Source organism: Paraburkholderia sp. GW821-FHT02A12, from assembly GCF_059422005.1.
This window is the reverse complement of the sequence record NZ_JBWKWA010000002.1, coordinates 1661963-1686280: the sequence shown is the minus strand read 5'-3', so window position 1 is coordinate 1686280 and position 24318 is coordinate 1661963. Positions and strand designations below refer to the sequence as shown.

At 57.4% G+C, this 24318-nt stretch carries 17 protein-coding genes and 3 pseudogenes; 9 read left to right on the top strand and 11 right to left on the bottom strand.

From position 1 onward, the window contains the following. Positions 1 to 370 precede the first annotated feature (370 nt). Entirely contained in the window at positions 371 to 499 is a 129-nt protein-coding gene (locus AC07WT_RS28975) for a hypothetical protein (protein WP_494949586.1), read from the top strand. Positions 500 to 612: 113 nt separating this feature from the next. Here AC07WT_RS28975 and AC07WT_RS28970 read toward each other — a convergent pair whose 3' ends face one another. From AC07WT_RS28970 to AC07WT_RS28960, 3 genes are all read right to left on the bottom strand, one after another. Further along, positions 613 to 1644, bottom strand: a complete 1032-nt coding sequence (locus AC07WT_RS28970) for a tyrosine-type recombinase/integrase (RefSeq protein WP_494949585.1) — start codon at positions 1642 to 1644, stop codon at positions 613 to 615. Further along, positions 1641 to 2264 (bottom strand): tyrosine-type recombinase/integrase, encoded by a 624-nt coding sequence (locus tag AC07WT_RS28965; RefSeq protein WP_494951067.1) that lies wholly within the window; start codon positions 2262 to 2264, stop codon positions 1641 to 1643. Before AC07WT_RS28965 ends, AC07WT_RS28970 begins: the two co-directional genes overlap by 4 nt. A gap of 334 nt (positions 2265 to 2598) precedes the next feature. Then, positions 2599 to 3834: a tyrosine-type recombinase/integrase gene (locus AC07WT_RS28960; protein WP_494949584.1), complete on the bottom strand. Its 1236-nt coding sequence runs from the start codon at positions 3832 to 3834 to the stop codon at positions 2599 to 2601. A 59-nt stretch (positions 3835 to 3893) separates the two neighbouring features. Here AC07WT_RS28960 and ltrA point away from each other — a divergent pair, with 59 nt between their 5' ends. Further along, complete coding sequence (gene ltrA / locus AC07WT_RS28955) at positions 3894 to 5366, top strand: group II intron reverse transcriptase/maturase (protein WP_494949583.1); 1473 nt, start codon at positions 3894 to 3896, stop codon at positions 5364 to 5366. A gap of 73 nt (positions 5367 to 5439) precedes the next feature. Beyond that, positions 5440 to 5898 (top strand): annotated as a pseudogene (locus AC07WT_RS28950) (IS30 family transposase); the annotation flags it as partial. Between the two features lie 402 nt (positions 5899 to 6300). Here the strand turns inward: AC07WT_RS28950 and tnpC are convergent. From tnpC to AC07WT_RS28925, 5 genes are all read right to left on the bottom strand, one after another. Beyond that, complete coding sequence (gene tnpC / locus AC07WT_RS28945) at positions 6301 to 7881, bottom strand: IS66 family transposase (protein ID WP_494949582.1); 1581 nt, start codon at positions 7879 to 7881, stop codon at positions 6301 to 6303. Positions 7882 to 7970: 89 nt separating this feature from the next. Further along, positions 7971 to 8297, bottom strand: coding sequence for an IS66 family insertion sequence element accessory protein TnpB (gene tnpB / locus AC07WT_RS28940; protein WP_425182409.1), 327 nt, complete (start codon positions 8295 to 8297; stop codon positions 7971 to 7973). A 26-nt stretch (positions 8298 to 8323) separates the two neighbouring features. Continuing rightward, entirely contained in the window at positions 8324 to 8791 is a 468-nt protein-coding gene (tnpA, locus tag AC07WT_RS28935) for an IS66-like element accessory protein TnpA (RefSeq protein ID WP_011490266.1), read from the bottom strand. 301 nt (positions 8792 to 9092) lie between these two features. After that, entirely contained in the window at positions 9093 to 12059 is a 2967-nt protein-coding gene (locus AC07WT_RS28930) for an FAD-binding and (Fe-S)-binding domain-containing protein (protein WP_494949581.1), read from the bottom strand. Position 12060: 1 nt separating this feature from the next. Beyond that, positions 12061 to 13089 carry a DUF1338 domain-containing protein gene (locus tag AC07WT_RS28925; RefSeq protein ID WP_494949580.1) on the bottom strand — a complete coding sequence of 343 codons (1029 nt, stop codon included), beginning with the start codon at positions 13087 to 13089 and terminating at the stop codon, positions 12061 to 12063. Between the two features lie 521 nt (positions 13090 to 13610). On the opposite strand from AC07WT_RS28925, the gene AC07WT_RS28920 reads away from it, so the two are divergent. Continuing rightward, complete coding sequence (locus AC07WT_RS28920; RefSeq protein WP_494949579.1) at positions 13611 to 14765, top strand: aromatic ring-hydroxylating oxygenase subunit alpha; 1155 nt, start codon at positions 13611 to 13613, stop codon at positions 14763 to 14765. Between the two features lie 3 nt (positions 14766 to 14768). Next, the gene (locus AC07WT_RS28915; protein WP_494949578.1) at positions 14769 to 15725 is read left to right on the top strand and encodes a PDR/VanB family oxidoreductase; all 957 of its coding nucleotides are present in this window, start codon (positions 14769 to 14771) and stop codon (positions 15723 to 15725) included. A gap of 316 nt (positions 15726 to 16041) precedes the next feature. On the opposite strand, the pseudogene AC07WT_RS28910 reads toward AC07WT_RS28915, so the two are convergent. Next, positions 16042 to 17082: pseudogene (locus AC07WT_RS28910) on the bottom strand (IS5 family transposase); the annotation flags it as partial. A gap of 215 nt (positions 17083 to 17297) precedes the next feature. Here AC07WT_RS28910 and AC07WT_RS28905 point away from each other — a divergent pair. Further along, complete coding sequence (locus AC07WT_RS28905) at positions 17298 to 17444, top strand: hypothetical protein (protein ID WP_494949577.1); 147 nt, start codon at positions 17298 to 17300, stop codon at positions 17442 to 17444. A gap of 330 nt (positions 17445 to 17774) precedes the next feature. Here AC07WT_RS28905 and AC07WT_RS28900 read toward each other — a convergent pair whose 3' ends face one another. Both AC07WT_RS28900 and AC07WT_RS28895 read right to left on the bottom strand, forming a co-directional pair. After that, positions 17775 to 18644 (bottom strand): CmcJ/NvfI family oxidoreductase, encoded by an 870-nt coding sequence (locus tag AC07WT_RS28900; protein ID WP_494949576.1) that lies wholly within the window; start codon positions 18642 to 18644, stop codon positions 17775 to 17777. A 1276-nt stretch (positions 18645 to 19920) separates the two neighbouring features. Next, a complete protein-coding gene (locus AC07WT_RS28895) occupies positions 19921 to 20613 on the bottom strand; it encodes an SDR family NAD(P)-dependent oxidoreductase (RefSeq protein ID WP_494949575.1) in 693 nt (230 codons plus the stop codon). 658 nt (positions 20614 to 21271) lie between these two features. On the opposite strand from AC07WT_RS28895, the pseudogene AC07WT_RS28890 reads away from it, so the two are divergent. The 3 genes and pseudogenes from AC07WT_RS28890 to AC07WT_RS28880 form a co-directional block, all read left to right on the top strand. Beyond that, positions 21272 to 22427, top strand: a pseudogene (locus tag AC07WT_RS28890) (IS30 family transposase); the annotation flags it as partial. 328 nt (positions 22428 to 22755) lie between these two features. Further along, positions 22756 to 23088, top strand: coding sequence for a DUF4148 domain-containing protein (locus tag AC07WT_RS28885; protein WP_494949574.1), 333 nt, complete (start codon positions 22756 to 22758; stop codon positions 23086 to 23088). 400 nt (positions 23089 to 23488) lie between these two features. Further along, positions 23489 to 24297, top strand: a protein-coding gene (locus AC07WT_RS28880) for an IS5 family transposase (RefSeq protein ID WP_494949573.1) whose coding sequence is annotated in 2 segments (ribosomal slippage) — positions 23489 to 23837 and positions 23837 to 24297 — 810 coding nt in all. Because the reading frame shifts where the segments join, the coding sequence is not laid out codon by codon here. Positions 24298 to 24318 lie beyond the last annotated feature (21 nt).

Sequence of the window (24318 nt, the reverse complement as noted above, 5' to 3'; positions counted from 1 at the left end):
GGTAAGGTAGCGGCAGGCTCATGAGGCGGTCCACTGTAATGCGGTACCCAACCCGCGTATATCAGCCTGATCCACCGTCGAATGTTACTGCTGCGCCGCCTTCAGGAAACTGGATTCGCCTATGCAAGAACTGAAAACCACTACCGCTTGACACGGAAAATCATATCAGCCCGACGTGCCGCCAGGAATGGCAGGCGAACCGCAAGGAACGCTGTTGGCGCTGCGGGTAAAGGAATGCGGAAAAAGCGAAGGCCAGTCTGTAATGGACGGGATACGGACTGAGACATCGTCCGACGCGAAAGCGGGCTGACTTCCGCGCGGTCATTCATGGCGAGAAAAACTTGACGAATCGTTGTACGAGGGAAAGCAGATGACGGCGAACGATGCGCAAGTATCGGGCGCTGGTGCGTCCTCGCGCGCCGCCCAGATGTGGGACCAGGCGAACTGGACAAACATCGAGGCAAAGGTGAAACGACTTCAGTTGCGTATCGCCAAGTGACGTTATGTGCAACGTTACTTCGCTAATGTGGAGCTAGCCGAAATGTGGAGTTCTAGTCGAAACGTTGACCGTGCTAGGCATGCTTCTAATTTGAACTCCACATAATTTAATGCCTAAATTCGACGCAACCAGTCGATGGTATCGAATTGTTTGGATTTCTTCCGAAGTGCCGGGACCTCTTCACTCAGGATGTCGGGGAAAACCTGTGCGAGTGCCTGCCGCTTTATATCCAGGTCTGCTCTTGCGTAAATCATGGTTGTATTCAATGTGCTATGCCCGAGCCATTGACTAATGGTTGAAAAGTCGAAGCCGGACTTGAGCAACGCAACGGCAGTTCCATGACGTAGCGAGTGAGGATGGATTCGCTTCGTTCGAAGCGATGCGACATCGTCGGCGGCGGCAAGAACGTACTTGCGAAGAAGGTATCTCACGCCGAAGCGAGTAAGCTGTCCACCACGACTGTTGCGGAACAGGAAATCATCTTTTCCCTCAACAACGTTACTGTGAGTCGTCGGTAAGTCTCGCAGTAAGCCTGCAGTACGCGCCCAGATTGGACAGAACCGTACCTTTGCTCCCTTACCCTTCAGCCTGACCAGGCAGGGCGACTCGAAGCGTACATCGCAACGGCGCAGGTCGAGGATCTCCTGCACGCGGGCGCCCGTGTTGAACAACACGGCGAATAGTGCATAGTCACGTTGACCAGCTTCAGTGGAGCGGTCGATTTTGTCGAGGACCGCCTTGGCCTCAAACGCGTCGAGGTATTCAATGGGCGCGTGCCTTGCTCCGCGCTTGAACGGTATCGCCAATATGCGTTGCCATTCGACCATGTGCTCCGGATGACGCTCAGACAGGAATCGCGAGAAAGTATGAAGTGCGGCCAGACGAACGTTGCGCGTGCTGACGCTGTTGCTGCGCGTTTCCTCGATGAACGTCAGGAATCGACTAACAGCTTCGGGCGTGATATCACAAAGGTCAAGTTTGTCAACGGGTCGGGAAGAGTCCTCGGATAGATAACGCAGAAACAACACAATGGCATCACGGTAGCCACGAATCGTGTGTTCGCTCATGCCACGCATTGTCGGAAGATATTCCTGGAAGAAGCTGACCAGCGACTTTCCAAGTGCGTTTGGACGACCGGTATTCATGGCGTACCTCCGTCAATCACATGGCCAAAATTTGCTTCGAAGCGTTGACTCGCAACTTCAGCAAGTGCCGGAATCCACTTCAGATAGTAGGCGGTCGACACGATCGAAACGTGGCCCATATACAGTGCAAGCTTGGGTAACTGTGCCTGCACATCGAGGCCGTCCCGGTACCATCTCAAGAGGGCCTGAAGCGCGAAGACATGCCTCATATCATGAACACGGGGGATATGCCCGTCGCTGCCAAACACCTTGGCGATCCGAAACACGTTCTGAATCGCTTCCCGGAGACCACCAGTCGAATACCCGCGAAATCCATTCGAACAGCTACAAAGTAAGGCAGAATTCGAGTCGGTGTATGTGGGTAACGACAACCGAGGACCTAGGTACTTCTGTAGTTCCCGTTGCGCGTCGCGCGAGAGTGGGACAAATCTTGATCTGTGAAATTTGGATTCTCGAATATGCAATACGCCACGCTCAATGTCAACGTCACCGATCATTAGCCTGGTCAGTTCCCCTATACGAATACCTGACGTATAAAGGAGGACCACAGCGATCCGGACGACGGCCGGTCGAAGAGGTCCTTGGGGTGTCGCAGCCAATTGATCGGCCACAGCAAGCATGCGTGCGACCTCCTGTTCCCCGAAGATAGACGGCGGACGACAGGCGACCAGGCGAGCAAAGCCATTGATGTCCGGGACGAAACATGAAGGCTCTGTCCGTTGTCGGTAGAGACAAAACTTCCGAACAATCAACTGTCGTTTCCGACGGTGATTGGTGCAGATTCCAGACAGTGAGTTACACCAGGCATGAAACTGGGCAGAGTCTAGATCTGTTGCGCGCTGTTTCAATAGGAACCGCCCCATCGAGACCAAGGTCATCTGCTCATAACGGTAATTCCGGCCGAGTGCACGGCGTGTGGATACATATCGTTCGACGAGCGGACCTAGCGGGAAATCATACGGTTTCATGCTGCCCTCCCTCTGCTTCGGCAGATCTTGGCAATGACAAACCGACTTCACGCAGGCTCTCGATCTGCAGACGCAGATAGACGGACGTGCTCTCTACGGTTCGATGACCAAGCAGATCCCCGATAGCCTTGATACCGACTCCGTGCCCCAGCAAATGCATCGCAAACCCATGGCGCAAGCTGTACGACGAAGTCCCTTCAAGAGGTAGTCCGCTTTGGCGTGCCCGCCTTCGATAGATGGATCGTATTGAAGTACTCGACAGTGCTTGAGCAGGTGCACGGAGGCCTAGAAATAGCGAAGAAAGGGGGCTGGCCGCGCGGGAGTCACAAATGTAACGTTGAAGTAGAGTGAGTGCGGATGCTGGCAGAGGTAGGACTAACCTTGAGCGCGTCTTGCATTGCTCCACCTCAAGTGTCCCGGAAGACCAGTTGATCGAGTCCAGATCCAGCAACGCGACTTCCGAAGGGCGCAAACCGAGATAGGCCATCAGGTAGAGAATGGCGTGATCCCGACAGCCACCTGCTTCAGATTTGTCGATTGTGTCGAGAAACGCGAGGGTGAGCTTCCACGGGAGCGCCTTGGGTGGCAATTCGCCTTGATACACTCTGGGTGTATCGATGCCATCGAGCCGCACGGGGATATACCCTCGCTCATAGCAAAATCGTAGAAAGCAGCGCAACTGACCCACCGGCTGTTGCAGCGTGGTACGCTTCATGCGTTGTCCGGCGGAAGTAACAAAGGATTCGACAGCGAGCGCGGATATCGAGCTCACCGGACGATTAGGCTTAACGGCCTGACAGAGCAAGGCGTACGCCGTAGCCAGGTGGTGCCTGGCAGTCCCGACCGCGAAGCCGCGTACGTCCAGTAGATACTCCCTATATGCAACCAGGATGTCCGTAAAGCGGCCGAACTCCGGTTCTGACAGAAGGCACCCTTGACCGGTAGAGATCAGGAACCGTTTGAAATTGTGTCCTGTAGCCCGGTATTGCGCCGGGCACGTTGGAAACACGAATAGCTCGTTGAGTTGACGGGCAGTCAATCCATGATGGGGAGGAAACCCTCCAGCGCGTTCGAGCGCTTGACGAAGCCTCAGAACGTGCCACCTGATTGCCTTGCGCGAATATCGACGATTCGTCAGCCATTCGGCGAATTTGCGTAGCCACGGCGCCACTGGTGATCCGTCGTAGCGTCCGTGTGCTTTGGGAAATAGATCCGTGAGCATGTTGCCTCCGTGAGATTGCCCAGAGGAAATGTCACCATACGCCGAACGTTCAAGGTTATGTGAAGAAAGGATTGCTCGCAGGCCGAACCAGCACGACTGAAACCGTGCAGCTTCACATTACCGAACACTACACATTAGCCAAGGCAGTTCGGGAAGGCCGATGGGGCAAGGTGAAGGTCTTGCAACGTCTGCTGACCCGCTCGTATCACGGCAAGATGCTGGCCGTGAAGCGGGTGACGGAAAATCGAGGCAAGAGAACGCCGGGGGTGGACGGGAAGATCTGGTCATCACCGGCGGCCAGATGGAACGGAATGCTGTCGCTGCGTCATCGTGGCTATCGCGCGACGCCGCTGCGACGTGTCTACATTCCCAAGAGTAATGGAAAGAAGCGTCCGTTAGGAATTCCGTGTATGCGGTGTCGGGCGATGCAGGCTTTATGGAAGCTCGCTCTGGAACCCATTGCGGAGACCCTGGCGGACCTGAATTCCTACGGCTTTCGGCCCGAACGCTCGACTGCCGACGCCATCGAACAGTGCTTCATCACTCTGGCAAGGCGTGCATCGCCAGAGTGGGTTCTGGAAGGTGACATACGGGGCTGTTTCGATAACTTCAGTCATCTCTGGCTCCTGGAGCACATACCGATGGAAAAGACGGTCCTGCGCAAATGGCTTGAGGCTGGCTATATTGATGAGGGAACCCTGTTCCAATCGCGGGCGGGCACGCCCCAGGGCGGTATCATCTCGCCCGTGATCGCGAATATGGCGCTGGATGGACTTGAGGCAGCAGTACACGCGAGTATCGGTGCCTCGAAACTCGCGCGCCGCACGGCCAAGCTCAACGTTATCCGGTATGCCGATGATTTCGTGGTGACCGGTGCTTCGAAAGAAGTACTGGAATCCGTGGTTCTTCCTGCGATCCGTCGCTTCATGGCGGTTCGTGGTCTGGAACTGTCGGAGGAGAAAACCCGGATTACACGCATAACGGAGGGTTTCGATTTCCTGGGCCAGAACGTACGCAAGTACGGCGGCAAACTGCTGATCAAGCCAGCGAGGAAAAGCGTCAACTCGCTGCTTGAGAAGGTCAGGGGAATCATCAAGAGTAACGCAAGCGTCACGCAGCGCGCGCTGATACAGCAACTCAACCCGGTCCTCCGGGGATGGGCCATGTATCACCGGCACATCGTGGCGAAGGCTACCTTCTCATCGATAGACTCGCACATCTGGCAACTGCTCTGGAAGTGGTCATTGCGCAGGCATCCCACCAAAGGAGCAAGATGGGTCAGGAGGCGATACTTCCGGACCGACGGACAAAGGTCGTGGGACTTTGCGACGGAGGCAGTTCGGGCTGACGGCAGTATCGGTAGCCTGCGGCTCTTCCGCGCAACGACGGTCGCGATTACGCGTCACGTTAAGGTTCGTGGACCGGCCCATCCGTTTGATCCGGCATGGACGCCCTACTTTGCCCGTCGTCGCGCCGCGAAACATCCGTTCGGTCTGTCCGGTGCCACCCCATGGTGCCGAAGAATGGCTTGAGCCGGATGCGGGGTGACTCGCCCGTCCGGTTCTTAGGGGAGAACGTGCCGGTAACGGCACGTTCTTACCCGACAAGGGCGCGGGCAACCAGTCCTCGGTCGGCGTTCTGGTTGAACGGACCAGCCGCCTGGTGCTGCTCGCCAAGATGGAAGACGCCACCGCAGCTTCGGCGCTGGCGGGCTTCTCCGCCAAACTCAACTCGATTGTCGCGCCACTGCGGCAGAGCTTCACTTATGACCAGGGCAAAGAAATGTCGTGCCACAAAGACCTCACGGCCGCAACCGGCGTGAACGTGTACTTTTGCGACCCGCACAGTCCCTGGCAGCGCGGCACCTGCGAAAACACCAACGGGCTGCTGCGACAGTATCTGCCCAAAGGCACCGACCTTTCGTTCTACAGTCAGGACGAACTCGACGCCATCGCCGACAGTCTGAATAGCCGGCCTCGTGCAACTCACAACTTCCATTCACCATTCGAGGTCTTCGCCGCGACCCTCGCATCAGCAAGTCAACCTCAAAGCTCTAAACATTAATCCCACTGTTGCGCTTCACTCTTGAAACCGCCCAGTCAATCCCATTGAGAGCAATCGTGGCAGCAAGTCGAACTGGTCATTTTCGACAATCGTTGCGTCGCTCGAACGCGCAGAAAGCTCGGCTATAAGAAAGTGAAATAACGTCTACGAATCATCTTTCGGCTTCCCGGGATTCCGTCCGCAGTCTTCAGGTCGATGAGATGGCCTCGATTACCTGCTCCGGCCCACATGCGTTGGGCCGCGAACCGCGGCATCCTCGGCGTAACGTGCGAAGTGACAATGCAGACAAATCGTAAGCGCGCGATCTAGCACACCGAGTTCATAGGGGTGCACGGAGGTTGACGTGCCAGGCGGCGGCGCATCGATCGGCAAGGCGCTTCGAATGCATCGACCAAATCAAGCTTAGCGAGCGGCGGTGGTCAGTTTTGCGAGATTGAACGGCAAGAGGTCGGTCACGTCAGCATCCGGTTCTCGCTTCGGTAGTTCGGTGAGTACGTGCACGAGGTAGGCGTAGGGTTCGACGTTGGAAGCCCTGCAGGTCAGCATAAGACTGTAGATCATGGCGCTTGCCTTCGCGCCGGCAACCGTGTCACTGAACAGCCATGAATTTCTGCCGGTACAGAATGGACGGATGTCTCGCTCGATGACGTTATTGTCGATGGGGGCCAGCCCGTCGCTCACGTAGCGACACAGATACGTCCACTGGTTTCGCGTGTATGAGATTGCCTTGCCCAGCAGACTTTCTGGCAGGACTTGCGGCGCCTGGTCGTCCAGCCACTTTCTGAATGCCTCGAGTAGTGGCACGCTGTGTTGCTGACGCAGGCGGTATGTGTAGTCAGCGCGCGTCTCGCCTTCGGGCAGATCGGCTTTGGTGAGCGTTTCGACCTGATACAGCGCCTTGAAGTATTCCAGCGCCTGCGCGGCACGGCCACCGGGTTTCTTCATGCCCTTGAGCGCTTCAACGAAGGCGCGACGGGCGTGAGCCAGGCAGCCGAAGTGCGTGGGACCTTCGAGTGTGCGCCAGGCGGCATAGCCATCCGTCATCAGCAGGCCTTGATAGCCCGCGAGGAACGCTTGAGGATATTCCTGCCCGCGCCCCGGCTGGTAGTCGAACAGCACAACCGGCTGCGTGCTGCCGTCGGCACTGCGATACGTCCACATATACGAGGTGCTCTGCGCAGCACGGCCGGGTTCCTTGAGTACCTGCACCGTTGTCTCGTCACCGTGAATCAGCGGCTGCGACAGCAGTGTCCTGTGTAGAGCCTCATAGAGCCGGCTATAGTGCAGCTCGGCGGGCCGGATGATCCAGTTGGCCAGTGTGCCGCGTCCAACTTCAATGTCGGCGCGCCCCAATGCGTTGGCCATCCGGTATAGCGGTGTTCCGTCGACATACTTGCCGGCAGTCACGGTGGCGATCATCGCCGCACTCGCGTTGCTGCCCGGCAATGGCTGCGCCGGCATCGGTGAGGTGATCACCGGCGTGCGTTCGGCGTGGCGCTCGCAGTGCCGGCACGCGTACTTGAAACGTACATGCTGCAGCACCGAGGCCTTCGCCTCGATATGCAGCTGTTCGCTGATCTCTTCACCCATACGGTGAAGCTCGTGTGCGCAGCACGGACATATCTTCTGGTCATCAGGCAGGTCGTATTCGATGCGCTGACGTGGCAGATGGGCCGGTAGCGGTTTGCGCCCAGGACTGCGCCGTGGCGGTTGCGGCGCATCGGGCAGGCCAGTATCGGGCAGTGTGAAGGTGTCGGCAGCGACGTCCGCGTCATGCGCTTCGGTCGCAGCGATCTGCTCTGCCTCGTCGAACACACGATCGCGTAGCTTCTCACTGCTCGGGGCGAAGCGTTGGCTCTGCGCCAGGCGGAACTGCTCCTCTAGTTGGGCAATACGTTCGCCCAGCTGCCGGTTGCGTGACTCCAGTTCACGGATATAGGCCTGGGCGGCGGGCGGCAATCGGGAGAAGTCGTCTTCATTCATGCTCCCAGGATAGTCGAATGCCGCGCGCTACAGGTTTACGGAGATTTGTAACAGTCACTCGCGCGCGTTGCTGGCCGGCAAACCGGTCATTAGCTGGCGTGGCGATACCGCCGCGCCGGATGACGGCGCATTGCATCGATGTCTATACCCTCGAGCAGCCAGCGTAGCTGCTCGGTCGTCAGTTCGATCACCGCCTGTTGCCGGCGCGGCCAGATGAAGTGATCTTCTTCCAGACGCCGCACCATCAGCCAGAAACCGTTGCGCTCGTAAAGTAGCAGCTTGATCCGGTTGCGTCTGCGGTTGTGGAAGGCGTACACGGCACGCGCAAACGGGTCCAGTTGCATGGATTGCTCGACCAGCATCACCAGGCTGTTGATGCCTGCCCGGAAGTCGATCGGCTCGCGGTGCAGGAACACCTTCAAATCAGCTTCGAAGCGAAACATCAGCGCCGTCCCAGTGCCGCGATCATGGCGCTCACGAGCGCGGCGTCGCGTTCCGAGCATTCGAGCTCCAGCTTCACGCCATTGGGCAACTGGGCCGACAGCCATGCTGACGCTGGTGAGCGCGAAGACAGATGCGATGACCGCTGTTCTGGCTGCATGCGCACAGAATGCATCGACGCAGGCGCCGGCGCCGTATCGGCGATGGCGACGACCGGCACGAACGCCGACGGTGAAGCGGCCATGCCGTCGTTGCTCATGCGCGTTTGCGCCTGCCGATGCAGCCGAACCCATTTACGCAGTTGATTGGCGTTCACCCCGGCCTTCAACGCCAGACCGGACAATGACGCACCGGGCTGCTCGCAGGCCTCGACCAGCCGCCGCTTGCCTAGAGGATCGAAGCTGCGCTTGCCACCCACGCCAACGCGGGTCACCCGCAGGGGCAAAAATGAAAGGTCATCCTGGGTCATAAATTGCGTCCGCAAGTTGTGAGTTGCGGACGCAATCGTGAATCTTGCTGGACTCAAAAGCTAGGTGGGGGAAATCGAGCGCTTACGACAAATCCGCTTGATCCAGCTGCCGAACGTATGATGCACAGGCGATAACTAATAGGGATTTGTCGCTCCGCCTTGTGGAGCGACGCGCATGCAGAACACACCTGCCGGTCCGTTGTCTCAAACGGCGCAATCAGCCACCGCCCGATTACAGCAAGATCCGGTCTCCACCGATGTGGTTTTCTCCGCCTGCGAAACGACGCTTGCGCAGCTGCGCCTAAACATTGAGCACACCAATAGGGGACTGCCGCGCGCGATCGCGCGTCGGCTGCTGCAGCACTCGTTGTAGCAATTGCGCGACGTGGAGCGGGGTCTGCTGCGTCCCATTCTCAATCTGTTCGCGGCAACTGAAGCCGTTTGTGACGATGAGTGCTTCCGGCGCGGAGGCGCGTAAGAGCGGCAGTAGCTTCTGCTCGGCAATCTTCATCGATAGTTCGTAATGGTCGGCGTTGAAGCCGAACGAACCGGCCATACCGCAGCATCCTGTATCGAGCAGCTTCCAGTTCACCCCAAGCTTCTCCAGCAGCAGAGTCTCGCCCTTCATACCGAATATCGACTTCTGATGGCAATGACCATGCACAACCACCTGAGCGTCGAGCTGTGGCCAATCGAAGTCTGCACGCGCGACGAAGTCCGAGAAGAGGAATGTCTGGTCGGATAGTTTCTTCGCCGTTAGGTCATCGGGCAACTGCTTCAACAATTCATCCTTGAAGACGGACAAGCAACCCGGTTCGAGCCCGACGACGGGTACGCCTGTCCGGACGTCGCCGGCCAGTTCGTCGACGGCGCTGCGAAGCAAGGCTTTCGCTTCATCAAGGAGACCATAGTCGTAAAGCGGTCGTCCACAGCAAAGCCGCTTGCGGGGCAGCACAACCTGATAACCGATTCTCGTCAGTACATCGAATGCGGCCGTTGCAATTTCCGGCGAAAAATGTTCGTTGAACGTGTCAACCCACAGGATGACTTTCTTCGCCTGCTTTGAGGCAAGTTGACTGTTCGCCATGCCACGCGACTTCGCCAGCGCCGTGAATGTCTTTGGTGCGAAGGCGGGCAGATTGCGCTGCGGCGCGACCCCCGCTAGCCATTTGCTGATACGAGCCAAGGGCGGGGTTGACACCAAAAAGTTCGTAAGCCAGGGAATACGACTCGCCAAGGGCGCCCATTGTCCAATTCTCCCCATGAACATCGCTTGACGGGGACGGCGATGGTTTTCGTAGTAGTGTGAAAGAAACTCCGCCTTATACGACGCCATGTCGGTGTGCGTCGGGCAATCCGACTTGCAACCCTTGCAGGCAAGACAGGCGTCGAGCGCCTCCTTCACTTCATGGCTGTCCCATCCGTCCGTGACGACCTCGCCTTGGAGCATTTCCCAGAACAGATGCGCGCGCCCACGGGTCGAGTACTTCTCTTCTCTGGTGGCACGAAAGCTTGGACACATCGTTCCGCCGTCAAGCGACCGGCACTTGCCCATCCCGATGCAGCGCTCGACGGCGCGCTGCAGGCCGTCGCCTTCGGGGCTCGCGAAAGTTAGTCGAGTCTGGAGCTTGACCGGCTTGTATGACGGGCCCATACGCAGATTTTCATCCGCACGATAGGCGTTCACGACCTTGCCGGGATTCAATCGGTTTGCAGGGTCCCAAATCGCCTTGAACTCTTTCATGGCCCGAATAATTTCCGGGCCATACATGATAGGAAGAAACTCTGCCTTCGCCTGACCATCACCGTGTTCACCCGAGAGCGACCCGCCGAAATCGACAACTAACTGCGCCGCCTCGCGCAGAAAGCCACGCCATTCCAGCACGCCTTCAGCGGTACGGACGTCGAACGTGATACGGGCGTGAACGCAGCCGTCACCAAAGTGACCGTAGAGACAGGTTTCGTATCCATAGCGGTTGACGAGTGCCTGGAATTGCCGCAGATAGTCACCGAGACGCAGCGGATCAACAGCCGCGTCTTCCCAGCCGACCATAGGGTCAGGCTTTGAAGGATCGATTGATAGCGATACGGCGGAGGCGCCCGTCTCCCGGATCGACCATATCTTCTGCTGCTTCGTTTTATCGTCGACGATGAACCCGGTTACACCGGCACCGCCGTCGCCCGCCTCAAAATAGGCGCGCGCATCGTTGGCCTGCTGGATTGCCCCGGCAAGGGTGTCGGCGCCAAATTCCAGCACGACCCACGCGTCGCCAGCGGGTAGCAACGCGATCTCCTCGGCCTTCAACCCGCGGGCCTGCAACCCCCGGATGATGCCGCGATCCAGACCCTCGATCGCAATGGGCGAAAAGCGATTGAAATGAGGAACCGCATCGGCTGCCGTATAGATGTCGCAAAAGCCGAGGACGAGCAGTACACGGCATGACGGGCTGTGAACGAGCCGTACCTTCGCCTGAAGAGTGACGGCACAAGTTCCTTCCGTGCCAACCAGCGCACGTGCGACGTTGAACCCGTTCTCCGGCAACAACTGGTCCAGGTTGAAGCCAGACACGCGCCGCCTGATTTGCGGGAACTCGTCTCGAATGCGGTCCGCGTAGCGGTCCCGAAGATCGCGCAGCCTGCGGTAGATCTCGCCGCGGCGGCCCCCCTGCGCGATAATATCTTCGAGCTCGGCATCGGTGGTCGGCCCGACCCAGAACCGCGCGCCATCGTACGTTACGACTTCGAGCGCTTCCACGTTTTCGACGGTTTTGCCCGCCATTACGCTATGCGCGCCGCACGAGTTATTGGCTATCATCCCACCAAGCGTGCAACGACTGTGAGTCGCCGGGTCCGGCGCAAACGTGAGACCGTGCATCTCTGCAGCGTCGCGCAACGTATCGCATACGACGCCTGGCTCAACGATTGCCGTCCTGCTTTTTGGATCGACTGAAACGACCCTGTTCACATACTTGCTTGCATCAGCCACCACCGCGACGTTGACGCACTGCCCGTTTTGCGACGTGCCGCCGCCGCGGGTTAGAAACGGAACATCCTGCCGACGGCACACGTCCAGTGCCGCAACGAGGTCATTAACATCGGCGGGCACGACAACGCCAAGCGGAATCTGCCGATAGTTCGACGCGTCGGAAGCATAGAGAGCCTTCGAGCTGGAATCGAAACGGACTTCACCTCGAATCGATGCCCGAAGCGTGGCTTCGACTCCCTGAAGCAAATCCTTGCTTGCCTTAAACGGTGTAACTGTTTTCACGTTACTTGGCTGCATTGGCGGTCATCTTGAAGATACCGGTCGCGTTGCCGGCGTCGAAGCGGAGGTCGGTCTGCCAGCGGCGCTCCTTCGGGTCGAACGCGCGCTTGCGCGTAATGAACTCATAGAACGATCCCGGCACTTCACGCGTCACGGTGGTGCCGTTAGCGGATCTGAACTCACGCTTGACAGTATCCGCGCGATAGGCCGTCTGGAAAACGCGGCCCGAACGCGAGCGCTCGACTTCCGGCTTCATGGGCCGACCTTTCGCCTTCTCAGCGTCTGACAATGCAAATACATCGTCCACGCGGTCCGTTGCGTGGTTGAAGGCATTGCCTTCAGTCGAAATCCACGCCATCTCAGCGGACTCCCGCAACAGCGTTTCGTAATCATCTTCGCTGGGAACGTCATGCTGACGCGCAAATGCGCCGACGATGACGGGAAGCAATTCTTGAGCTGCCTCAAATGGCAGCGAGCCATCGCGCTCGAGATCGGAGAGATGCGAAACCGCAAGCGGCGTCAGCGGGTCCTTCGATGATTTCAGAACATTGGTCACTGCGAGCTGAAACTCCGCCGAAAAACGCTCTGGGTGCAGTTCGCTGAGGAAGAACTGCGCGATTTCGTCTGGCGCGTCCGCGTGTGCATAGGCGCGGCCGGTCATCCCGAGCGTGTCCAACGGGTATCGGCCATTGAGCCTGAAACCCAGCGGACGCAGGATTCGGGTGAAAGCCCCCTCTCCCGGAGGCAGCGCTCCGTTATGGGGCCAACGGACCGTACGCAACGCCCCGTGGTCGAAGTACACCGAGCCACCGTTCGCGACGGACTCGCTCGTGTACGTGCGTGCGTTCGGCGATCGTTCTAGCAGGTCCTCGAAAAGCGCCATGTTCATGGCTTGGGCCAGTTCAGCACGCGTGACGGTACCGTCTTCCCAGTCATGCAAGACAGCCGGGACATTCAACGTCGAGAACAAAGATTGGGTTTTATAAAGGCCGAGCAGCTTCGTCAACAGACGTTCTATGTTCGAATTGCGCATCGCTTATCTCTAAGTGCAAGCCGCCGTAAAGACGGAAAATGAATAATCAATCAATCTTGAAAAGTTACCACGTCGCAAACGCGGTTTTTTGGTGTTCGACGGGTAAAATAAGCACAAAACCGGCGTTCCTCATCTGAGGTGTACGGATAACCGGATTCGCGCCATCGCAATGTGACGAACTTGCGTTTCAAATGAACAGCATGCCTGAGATCGTGAGGTGAGCTGGACGTTGAAGAGTTGAAGAATGGTTGATGAACGAATCGGAGACATGGAAGAGCCAACGGCACGTCACAACGCAAGTGGCTCTGCGTGGACCGACCAAGGGGACCAGTGAGGTGTTCTTTTCGAATACCCGCGCGCCGCAACAAAATATGCGGCGCAGGAAGGGCACGACCGCTTGGACTCAACAAGTTCTGCGTAGGTAAAGCGATTTTTGCAGAATTTACGCATTGTCCTCGCCTTATGATCGGACTGTTGATGGACTCATCGACCGCCCTGCTCGCCACCATCGAGGCTAATTGATGTCCCAAAAATCCGTCCCCCCCCCTGCCGATTCGTTGTCACAAAGCGAGCGCCTGCTGCTCGATACTCTCTCGACGCTCGCTCACACTCAAGCGCGAGCAACCCATGCCATGCCAGGAGCGTTCTATACGTCCGAGCGCTTTACAGAATTAGAACGTGAGCGAATCTTCCGCCGGAGCTGGGCCTGCATCGGTCATGTCGGTGAAGTGCCTGCCAACGGCGATTACTTCACTACAGAACTGGTCGGTGAACCGCTACTGGTACAACGTGATGCGCAAGGCGCACTTCGCGTATTCGCAAACGTCTGCCGTCACCGAGGCAACCAGGTCGCTACAGGCCGCGGGAACGCTCGCGTTCATGTCTGTGGCTATCACGCATGGAGTTACGATCTCAACGGCAAGTTAAAGCGCGCGCCGCTCATGCAAGACTGCAACGAGCTGGATGCGACACGGTGTGCATTGCCCGAAATTCCCACAGCAATATGGCAGAACTTCATATTCGTAAATCTTGATGCTACGGCCGCCCCATTCGGGGACAAACTTGCGCCATTGGAGTCGTACATCCGCGATTATCGCAACGGTGAGCGCGAACGCTACTATAGTAAAGAAGAGGTGTGGGCTACTAACTGGAAATGCTTGGCTGAAAACTTCCTAGAAGGCTACCACTTGAACGCCACGCACCCGCAAACCATACGGCCTCGTTCACCGTCAGAGAACTCCGAATACGTTCCGGGAAATGGCCATTTCTGTGCCTATCGCCTGCATTACAAGGCTGGCTCAACCCAAGCTACCCCGGGCGACCTTAAGGTGGCGAACAGGGAGGGGCAATTTAGTTTCGTATTCAACCTCTTCCCTAACCTCATCGTCTCCTGTAATTCTCACCAGACGGTGTATATGTGCTTGAGGCCCTTGTCGTCCGACCGCGTTGCATTGCGCTATGGTGTCACCGGTCCTGCAGCGATGCCTGATCCTGAAAGCCTTGCGACGTACGTACAAAGGTTCGATAAAATCAATGCTGAGGACCGTGAAAAGCTCGAAACGCTGCAGATTAGTCTCCGATCGAGCTTTTACACGCCCGGGCCACTCGCACCTGATAACTACGAAGGGACCTTGCGCGATCTCTATAGCTACATTGCTCGCCGCATTTGTGCTTGACCAATGGCCCCCCCCACTCTCACCGCAATAGTCCACAGTATCCGCGCCGAAGCCACCGATACAATTCGCGTCGAGTTGCGGCCGGCCGATGTGGACCGTTTCCCGAGCTTCGAGGCTGGTGCGCACATCGGCCTGCATCTGAGCAACGGTCTCTTACGCAACTATTCGCTCGTTAATCCGCCCAGCATGTGTGAGCGTTATGTGCTCGGTATACTGCGCGCGAGCCCAAGCGGCGGCGGCTCGACATTCATTCATGATCAATTGCGCGAGGGCGATTGTCTTACCATCTCCGAACCGCGCAACAATTTTCCTCTGGACGAAGCTGGCGAGCGGTTCGTGCTCATCGCCGGTGGCATCGGCGTGACACCGATTTATTGCATGGCTCAGCGGCTCGTTTCAATCGGGAAGCATGTCGAGATGCTGTACTGCGCTCGTTCGCGGGCGCACGCAGCATTTCTGAGCCCGATTCGAGCACTTGGCATCCCGCTTACAGTACATTTCGATTCAGAACATGGCGCCCCCCCGAACCTCGACGCGTTCATCGCCGGCCGCGGTCCAGACACCCGCTACTACTGCTGCGGCCCGTCCCCGATGCTAAGGGCTTTTGAGGACGCATGCGCGCGGTACGGCTATTTGCACGCCCATGTGGAACGGTTCGCAGCAAATCCATTCAGCGCCGCGCACGATGACAGCCTCGGCTACGAGGTTCACCTTGCGCGCAGCGGTAAGCTCTTGCGCATCGCGCCCGGCACGAGCCTCCTCGACGCCTTACTCGCAGCCGGGATCGACGTGCCATTCAGCTGCGAGCAGGGCATCTGCGGCAGCTGTGAAATGACCGTTCTGGAAGGCGAAATCGATCATCGGGACAGTGTCTTGAGCGATGGTGAACGCGCAGGCGGCAAATCGATGATGGTCTGCGTGTCCGGTTGCCGCGGAGGCCGCCTTGTACTCGATTGCTAAGTTTTGCGCTTGGTATAAGACTTCATAACACCGCGATTGATCCTGATGATCCATGGCGCCCCAAGAGGAGTGAGCCTGATCGGCGTGTTAAGCGGAGGGCGCAGGCGGCGGATATTGTTGACTTAGGGCAAGGCCGGTATCGTCGAGTAAAACTCGAGCCGGCCAGAGTCCGTGTGCAAGCCACCCGCTTGCTCCGGTCGGTGAAAATTACTGGAAGGGATGACATCGGCAGGTCGTTGCAGATGAAGGGATGAAGGTGAATTACCGATCGCTGGTGGTGGCACGCTGCCCTGATGACGGGTGTGGCTCGCGCCCTTCATAAGTAGTCGACCCTGAACAATTCGTGTTTTCGGTCGATCAACTTACGCTGTTGATACCGGGAACGGCAGGGTTGGACAAAGCGAGGAAAACGAGGCGCGTAAAAAAGCCTCAGCTTCCTGGGAATCATCCGCAGGTTGTGACCTACGCCGCACAGCACGGCGTGGATCGCATCGCCTGGCGCGCCTCTGGCCCAGTTCCAATCCAGCCTTCCGTCTGTCTTAATGTAGCCAATGGCTGGTTCGATCGCGCTGTGGCGTCTGATCATCGGCCGGTAGCCCGCGCGTGATACCTCGCCGCAAACCCGGGTGGTAAATCTTCACACCGTTGACGGCGGCACCCTTGTATCCAAGGTCGACCATGGCGCCTTCCGGCGTGGTGTCGCACAGCGTTGCCGCCCGTTCCAGCGCTTCAGCCAGCGTAGGACCATCGTACGGATTTCCCGGCATCGAGCGCATACCAGCCACGAGCCCTTCTTTGTGTGTCGTTGTGGTCGACACTTTCACGCCAAACTCTTAACGGATACGTACCTTGCCATTGTCCGGACACTCGACTTCCGGTCCGTACAGCGCATAGAGCTTGTTTTTGTCCTTCGGTTTTTGCGACAGGACGCGCTTCGCGCGAGCAACCAGTTCCAGCAGCGGCGCACGGCCGCTTTCGCCCAACTGGCCGCCCTGTCGTTCCACATCACGCATGACGCGACCAACCCGGGAGCGCAGCGTGCGCAGGGCTTTTCTCATTCGCTTGAACTGCTTTGCGTGCGCGTAGCGGCCAATCTGCAATGCGATGAGGGTGACCCGTTCTGCCTGAGTCCGTGCCGTGCTAGGGCCTTCACCGGCTGTTCAAGACACCGCTCAAGCAATCGTGAATCGGTTGGATGTTCAACCGCTTTCCCCATGACTGTGGTGTCAACGATCACCCGCTTCGCGCTCGACACCTTGATCACGCCGGCACGTTTGGCCGCGTCGATCGTATTACCCAGCAACTCTTCAATGCCGGCTTCGCCCAGCCGGTTCCTCCAGCGCGTCAGGCTCGATGGGTGATCCTAATGCGTTGCTAGCTGATGCGGGTTACATCAGTTGGACTAACGACCCGTTTGTTAGGCGACTGATACCGCTGATGGCAATCCGGCGCGACGCGCATCACTTGCCGTTGATCGAACGCTTCTACGACGGTCCGCTGTCGCCGGCGAGGTAGGGTCCAGTTGTTAGGGGACTAATCCCTCAAGAGCATCACTTTACGGACTACCAAACCATGGTCGAACCCGTGTTCGACATCATCAACCGCGTGTTGAATTTGCAACAATTCTCGCTGCCGAGGATGACCAGCGTCGCTGCGGACCGGTCATTGGTCGCGCTCGCCTGGAACATAGACAGGATCAACCTTTGTCAAGCCGCGTAGGAACCGTCGGGAGCGAATGAGTGGGCGATCGGCGCGATTGCCGTCGCGATCTTTAGAGCGACTTTTCGATAAATGTTTTCGATGGACGTGAACTGCAGACTGACTAGAACTCGCCGAGCTTGAACCTCAACCTTTGAGTTAGGCGCCACCTTCAACTCCGAAACCTTGGTTTCATCTGGTACAAATGCTACCCGCTGGCGACGCGCTCGCGCGGCCATCGCCTCGCGCGCGCGTACCAATTTAGCGCGGGTTCATGTGAATAACTGTGCAGAAAGATTGCCAGTCATTCGTTGAAAACATCTGGCGCGCGTAAGCCCAGATGCATCTCGCTCATTCATAATAAAGCATAAAGCGACTTTCAATGCTCTCCCGCGGTACGGCATTCGGAAAGGCGCGGCGGTTGTCGAACGCAGCATGAGGAGCGACCATCCTGTAATGGTCATCGGAATCATACCCCTTCCACATAAGAAATTCATCCGGTGACATGTCTTGGAAGTAATACCATTGTTGCGCAGGGTTGTACCTCATCGTACAGGCCTTGTGCGAAATGCCAGATGACGTGTAATTATGGAGAAACATGTCAGATTCGGATACAGTGGTCGCGTCGCAAAGTGCCAACGGGAAATCCTGCGGGGACGGCGACAGCGGATGCCAAGCCTGGATAATCAACAAGCGTGAGTACGGCCGAACCGGTAAGCCTTGCAATTGGTTCACAGCTGCGGCAATCACAGGCGCCGCAACCGGGGCGTAATCAATATGGGCCACCCCCGCCGGTGCTCTGACTCTTCGCTCATCCGTAGTCCCGGTGGGAGGCGGCGCGGAGACTGATCTCTCATCAGCACGTCGAATAATGACACTCGCTCTGCGAGGAACCACCCAAGAGGCGTTGAACCGCTTCTGGATGAACGGAACCATTTCCTCTAGGTATTTGTCGACGAGCACTTCCGGGTCTTTCTCGTCAACGCACGCAATCCTATGAGGAACCAGGGTGAACCCCTCCCGATCAAGCGATAGCTCACCGACAATCGGACGCGCATTCCGAATCGTCAGGTCATAACTGACCATAGGTAGGTCTGTGTATCGCGGCACAGTGGTGGCGCGAGCATCCTCATCCGCTGTGCGGCGGACGAAGGCAACTTCCCCACGAACAACCTCCAAATGATCACGCCCAGTATGCCCAGTTGACGTTGAATCTTTCATCGCGTTTCCTTTCTCCTCTTTGCTCTCAAACATGACAATAAACAGTTTAAGGCGTTGTCTCCGCACAAACGCTGCGAAAAGACTCAGAGGTCGGCGGAATTTATGCAGCGGGCGTCTCAAGATCTGCCAGTCCGCGCAAGTTCAGCCCTATCCGCGTTTCTTGCGCTTGACATCGACGCCGGGCTATTTCGCGCATTACTTCGCTTGTTCCGCCGGACCCCCGGCTCACTCTAAAAAGTACTCAGGCGATCAGTTGACTGCTGCGGGCCAGATCAACTCGATGCGGATCAGTAGCGCGACTGCGGTGATCGATGAGCGGGGCCGCCGGCTGAGCCGTCTCGCTGCAGCCGCGAATGCGTCGGCCGAGGCGCTTGTATCGGTGGAAACTCGACGCGCACCGAGGGTGCGACCATCACAGTGCGCTGGCCCTTTCCGGTGGGCCGGATCTCGTCGCCAGCAGGGCAGCTACAATGTGCATCCCAACGCGACGCATTGGGATGCATCGCAGCAAGACCGGTTCCCGTGAACTCCTTGATTTGGCTACGGCGGGGCGGCGCCCGACGTATTGGTGACAGCAACAGCCGCCGACGCACAGCAACTGGTCCGAAAAGCGCTTAGAAGCGACCGCTAAGTTGCGGACCGGCTCGGCCCAAAATCAAAAAAAGAGGTCGGTAGCGGCGGCAGGATCGTTGCTGCGGGTGTAGGCAAGCAGGCGCAACCTTGAGCAGCTATGTAGCATTCGCTGCGCTATAGCGAGGAACGGCACGCCACAAAGTTTCGTTGGCGTGATGCCATGACAGGATTGGAACAGGACACGCAAAAGCCCGAGTTACATAGAAAGCGCTGAGCTAAGCGCGGAATGATGCCTGAGTCAGCGGATTTCGTCCGGACCAGCCGCGAAATAGGCAGCAAGAATGCGGAACAACCCAAGCTGTCGCTGGGCGGAGCGCGGAAGCCCTCGGGACCGGGACGTTCATGTAGATTTCTGTAATGCGCTAACCAACGCTCGGACATGCAGCAGACAACACGGTGCTGCCGCCGGCAGCACAGGGAACGGCCGACCTAAGCCTACACATCTGCGAGCGCCGGCGATAGCGTCGGCCACGGCACTGGTGATAACGCCCTTCCATTGCATAACATTGGATTAAAATAAGCGCGTCACGTATTGCTATGCCACACCGTTCGGATAAGTATTTTTTTGGAAGTAACAGTGTCCTTACTAAACGTTTCTGGCCGCACGGTTCCGGTTTATCCCCCGAACCATTGACTGACAACACTAGAACGCCGGCTCGTAACGGCAGTTGATCAGCAACTCCGCAATGGATGCATTGTTTGGCAGGAGAATGAGAGTCTCGACTAGCACGGCAAGGTCCTCCGGCTGGGTCATTTCGTGAGCCTCGATGTCCGTCTTGCCGATCGTCATCTGAGTAGCCACGGAGCCTGGACAGATGATCGTTGCGCGGATGCCCGCATCGTTTCCTTCACGACGAATGGCATGTGTCAAGGAAACCAGTGCGGCTTTTGTCATTGCATATCCCGCGTTCGAAAGGACGCGCTTGCCGGAGAGCGATCCCAGATTCACAACCCGGCCCTGCCCTGTAGCAGCCAGATACGGGTAGGCCGCCCGCACGACGCGCAAAGGCCCTTTAACGTTAACGCGCCACATGCGGTCAAGGTCATCTTCACCTTGGTCAAAGACGCGCACCGCCGGGTCAATTCCTGCCACGTTAATCACAGCATCAACTCGTCCAAAGCGCTTAACGGTCGTCTCGACCCACGCCTCAGCAGAGCCTTCATTCTCCGCCTCGTAACAGCAGGATAAGGCCTGCCGACTTTCGGTGAAGCCAGAGGAACTGCGCACACCACTTGAAACGCGAAATCCCGATGAAAGCAATCGGTCTACAATCGCCCGGCCGATTCCTCGCCCCCCTCCGGAAACCATTACGACCCTGTCCTGAGTTGAAAGCATTTCGACTTCTCCTATGATTTTCTCTAGCGGCCAAGAAAGCGACTGCATATTTCTATCGACATTTCTATTGACATCGATGGATCGCTCCGCTCACGCAACTCGGCGGAGCCAACGTTCTTCCGCGAGTTACACACAGGAGACGATTGAGTTGGAACACTGGGAATGTACGCGCGAAAGAATTGCGAAGCGCCGCGTTTTCCATCACCGACAAGAACCAAATCGTTCAAACCACGCTGTCGCATGCAGGAAAAAAGCGTGTGATACGAATATCAGACCTGCTGTCGGGTGGTAAGCCTGTTCGATGACGTTGAATTGAGTGGGCGGTCTATCGATCCGGACGTAGTGATCTCCATCGGATGGGTTGGCAAATACAGAGGCACACGTGCGCAGCTCTCGCGGCTGACGCCCCATAACCGCGACTGCGATATGGTTCGTTGCCAGCAACATGCTATTGATTGCATTGCCACAGTGAAGCTGTAGGTTTGCAGCCAAGCATGAGTTCCCAAACTGAACCGGCAACGGTGCAATCATGAGCGGATTCAACCGGTCGTCGCAACGCCTTTGATCGAGGAGGTGTTGCATAGGACAAAGTGCAAAGCAGGTATATCGGTTGACTGGGCGAGGACCGATAAATTCGCCGGGCGCGCCATCACTTGACATGAGGTGGAGCGTCGGTTTTGGCAACAGATCGCGACTGGCATTAAAGCGAGAAAGGAGCGGAGGCGGTAGGTCCATATTAAGCGGTAGGCTCGCGCTGGTTCCTCGATCGTGGCGGCATGCCCTATTTATATCCAAACCTATTGCTGGTCGATACTTGTCATTCGTTGAACGAGAAGAGATAGCATTGCTTTCCGTCCGAGGCCTCAGGGCGCGCGAAATCGCTCGGCGCTTCGGATGCAGTCCACCATCAACCGTTTCGCGAGCACTTGCGCGCAATGCTGCAACACTCACTGGGCTCCTCGAGTATCGTGCTTCGCTAGCGCAGTGGAAGGCGGATCGATTCGCCAAACGACCGAAGCCAGTATAGCTGGCGACAAATGCACGGCTGCGTCAATATGTACAGGAGCGCCTTATAAGGGCAAAGTTCATGACGCTGGTAGTCGTGCGATTGCCGGGCCCAGGCGGGCGCCGTTCAATGGGCGAACTAAACCACATCGCGGTGACCGAAAGTGGGTCAACGGCTGGTCACCTGAACAAATTGCCAATCGATTGCAGGTGGATTTCCCGGACGATGTGCCTATGCGCATCTATCACGAAGCCATTTATCAAGCGCTCTATATTCAAGGGCGCGGTGCGCTCAAGCGCGAGCTGACGGGCTGTCTGCGCACCGGGCGCGCGTTGCGCGTTCCCCGAGCGAGAGCGCGTGCTAAGGCGTAGACGCACTTCAGCGAGGAGATGATGATTTCCAGTCGGCCTGCAGAGGCGAAAAATCGTGCTGTGCCGGGCCGTTGGGAAGGCGACCTGATCATTGGCCTGAACCGATCCGCCATTGGGACGCTGGTGGAAGGATCAAGCCGTTTCACGATGCTCGTACACTTACCTCGGGAAAAAGGCTATGGACTGACTCCGCGCACAAAAAACGGACCTGCGCTGGCCGGCTACGCAGTTGTCACGATGGCCAACGCGCTCAAGAAAACCGTGGCGGACCTGCCTGCCCAGTTGTGGCGACCATTAACCTGGGATCGTGGCTAGGAGCTGTCCGATCACGCCCGCTTCACTATCGAGTCCGCGTGGAGGTATTCTTCTCCGACCCGCACAGCCCATGGCAGCGTGGTAGGAACGAAAACACCAATGGCCTTCTACGACAATATTTCTTGGACGAGCACCTAAAATCCGTTCAACAATTCCCCTTCCCCTCGCGAAAATACTGCGCAAGTACGTCTTTGTTTGCCGGATTTCCTCCCAAGAACCTGTTTAATGAATCCGATCGCGCCGATCTTAACGTTATCATATCAATATGGACCTACGCATCGTGCTTGCGGCACGAAAAATCGGTCGCTGTTAAACGAGCGAAAGACCTGCGAGAAGAAAAGATCTCCACCCGTGCCTTCGCGCCTAAGTGGGATGCAAAGCGTGAGGCTTCGTCTCTCTCGCCACGCAAGCGAGAACGAGCAAGTTTGACAAACAACCTAAGAGGTGATTATGCGTTCATTTGCAAGAACGGTATCTGCACTCGCTTCCGCCGCCCTCCTGCTCTGCGCGGCAACGCCGGCGTCCGCGCAACCGGAGGCGAGCGGCACAGACGCCACTTTGCAGTCTGCAGTTGCTAGTCAACCAACGACGAAGGCAGAGCAGAAGAGGCAGGCCAAAGCCCAGCGAAAGGCAGAACGTAAGGCTGCGCGCGCGAAGAACGCGGCTGAACTAAAACAGTTGGAAAGCAAGGGATACAATCCGGCGGTGAACGATCAGAACTACCCCGAAAACCTTCAAAACGCACAGAAAAAGGCGGCCGGTTCGGCAGGCGCCAGTCAGTAAGTCAACGAGGGGAGAGGTCGGTCGGCGTGTCGGTGATTTCACGCCTAGCCTCCACCTCTTCCTCCTTTGGGCGAACACGTTGCCCTAGCCGATGCATATCCTTCGCCCTATAGTGCGACGACGTAACCTAGACGATTAGCCCGCTGCCGGCAAAAGAGCTGACCAAATCGATGTCCGCACGAAATCTGCGCGCGCAGTTTGTAGACGTTGCAAAGCCGACCGCTCAAAAGTTCCTAACCGCGCTTCGTGTTTCGCCGATTGCAAGCGAGCCTCTGCCGGCTTAGACGAGAGTCGGCGCGAGGATTACCTACTAAGAGGTGGTTTCAAAAAGACAACAAAGGGGCTGTTAACTTCATGGGCATGCTGTTAACCTCGGCCATCGTGACGATGAGATCGAGGGATGGACAAGCCAATCATTGACGACGAATTGTGGAAGAGAATCGAACATCTATTGCCCCAGCCGAAGGCTCGACGCGAAAGGTATCCCGGTCGCAAGCCGGTACCCGATCGCGCGGCGTTGAGCGGCATTGTGTTTGTGTTGCGTACGGGGTTGCGTTGGCGCGATCTACCCGCCGAGATGGGTTGCGGCTCCGGCGTGACCTGTTGGCGCCGGTTACGCGACTGGCAACAAGCAGGCGTTTGGGATCGCCTGCACGAACTGCTTCTTGCCGAGCTACGTGCAGTTGGCCAAATCGACCTTTCACGCGTGATTCTCGATTCGTCTTCCGTGCGCGCTATCGGGGCGGGCCAAAAACCGGGCCAAACCCCGTAGATCGCGCGCGACCGGGGTCCAAGCACCATGTCGCGACCGACGCAAACGGTGTGCCGCTTGCGATCATCCTGACCGGTGCAAATCGCCATGATGTTACACAATTGTTGCCGCTCATTGACGCGATTCCAGCCATCCGTGGCATTCGCGGTAGGCCTTCGCAAAAGCCTCGAGCCGTCTATGCTGATCGCGGATACGACTCCGAAGCACACCGCCGGAAAATGCGCGATCGGGGTATTAAACCCGTTCTGGCAAAGCGGCGTACCGAGCATGGCAGCGGCCTTGGAAAGTACCGATGGGTCGTCGAACGTACTCATGCCTGGTTTCATAATTTCCATCGTCTTCGAATCCGCTACGAGCAACTGGCCGACATCCATGAAGCCTTCTTAAAATTGGCTGCTTGCATCATCTGCTGGAATACTCTTCAACGATCTATCTAGGCTTTTTGAAACCACCTCTAA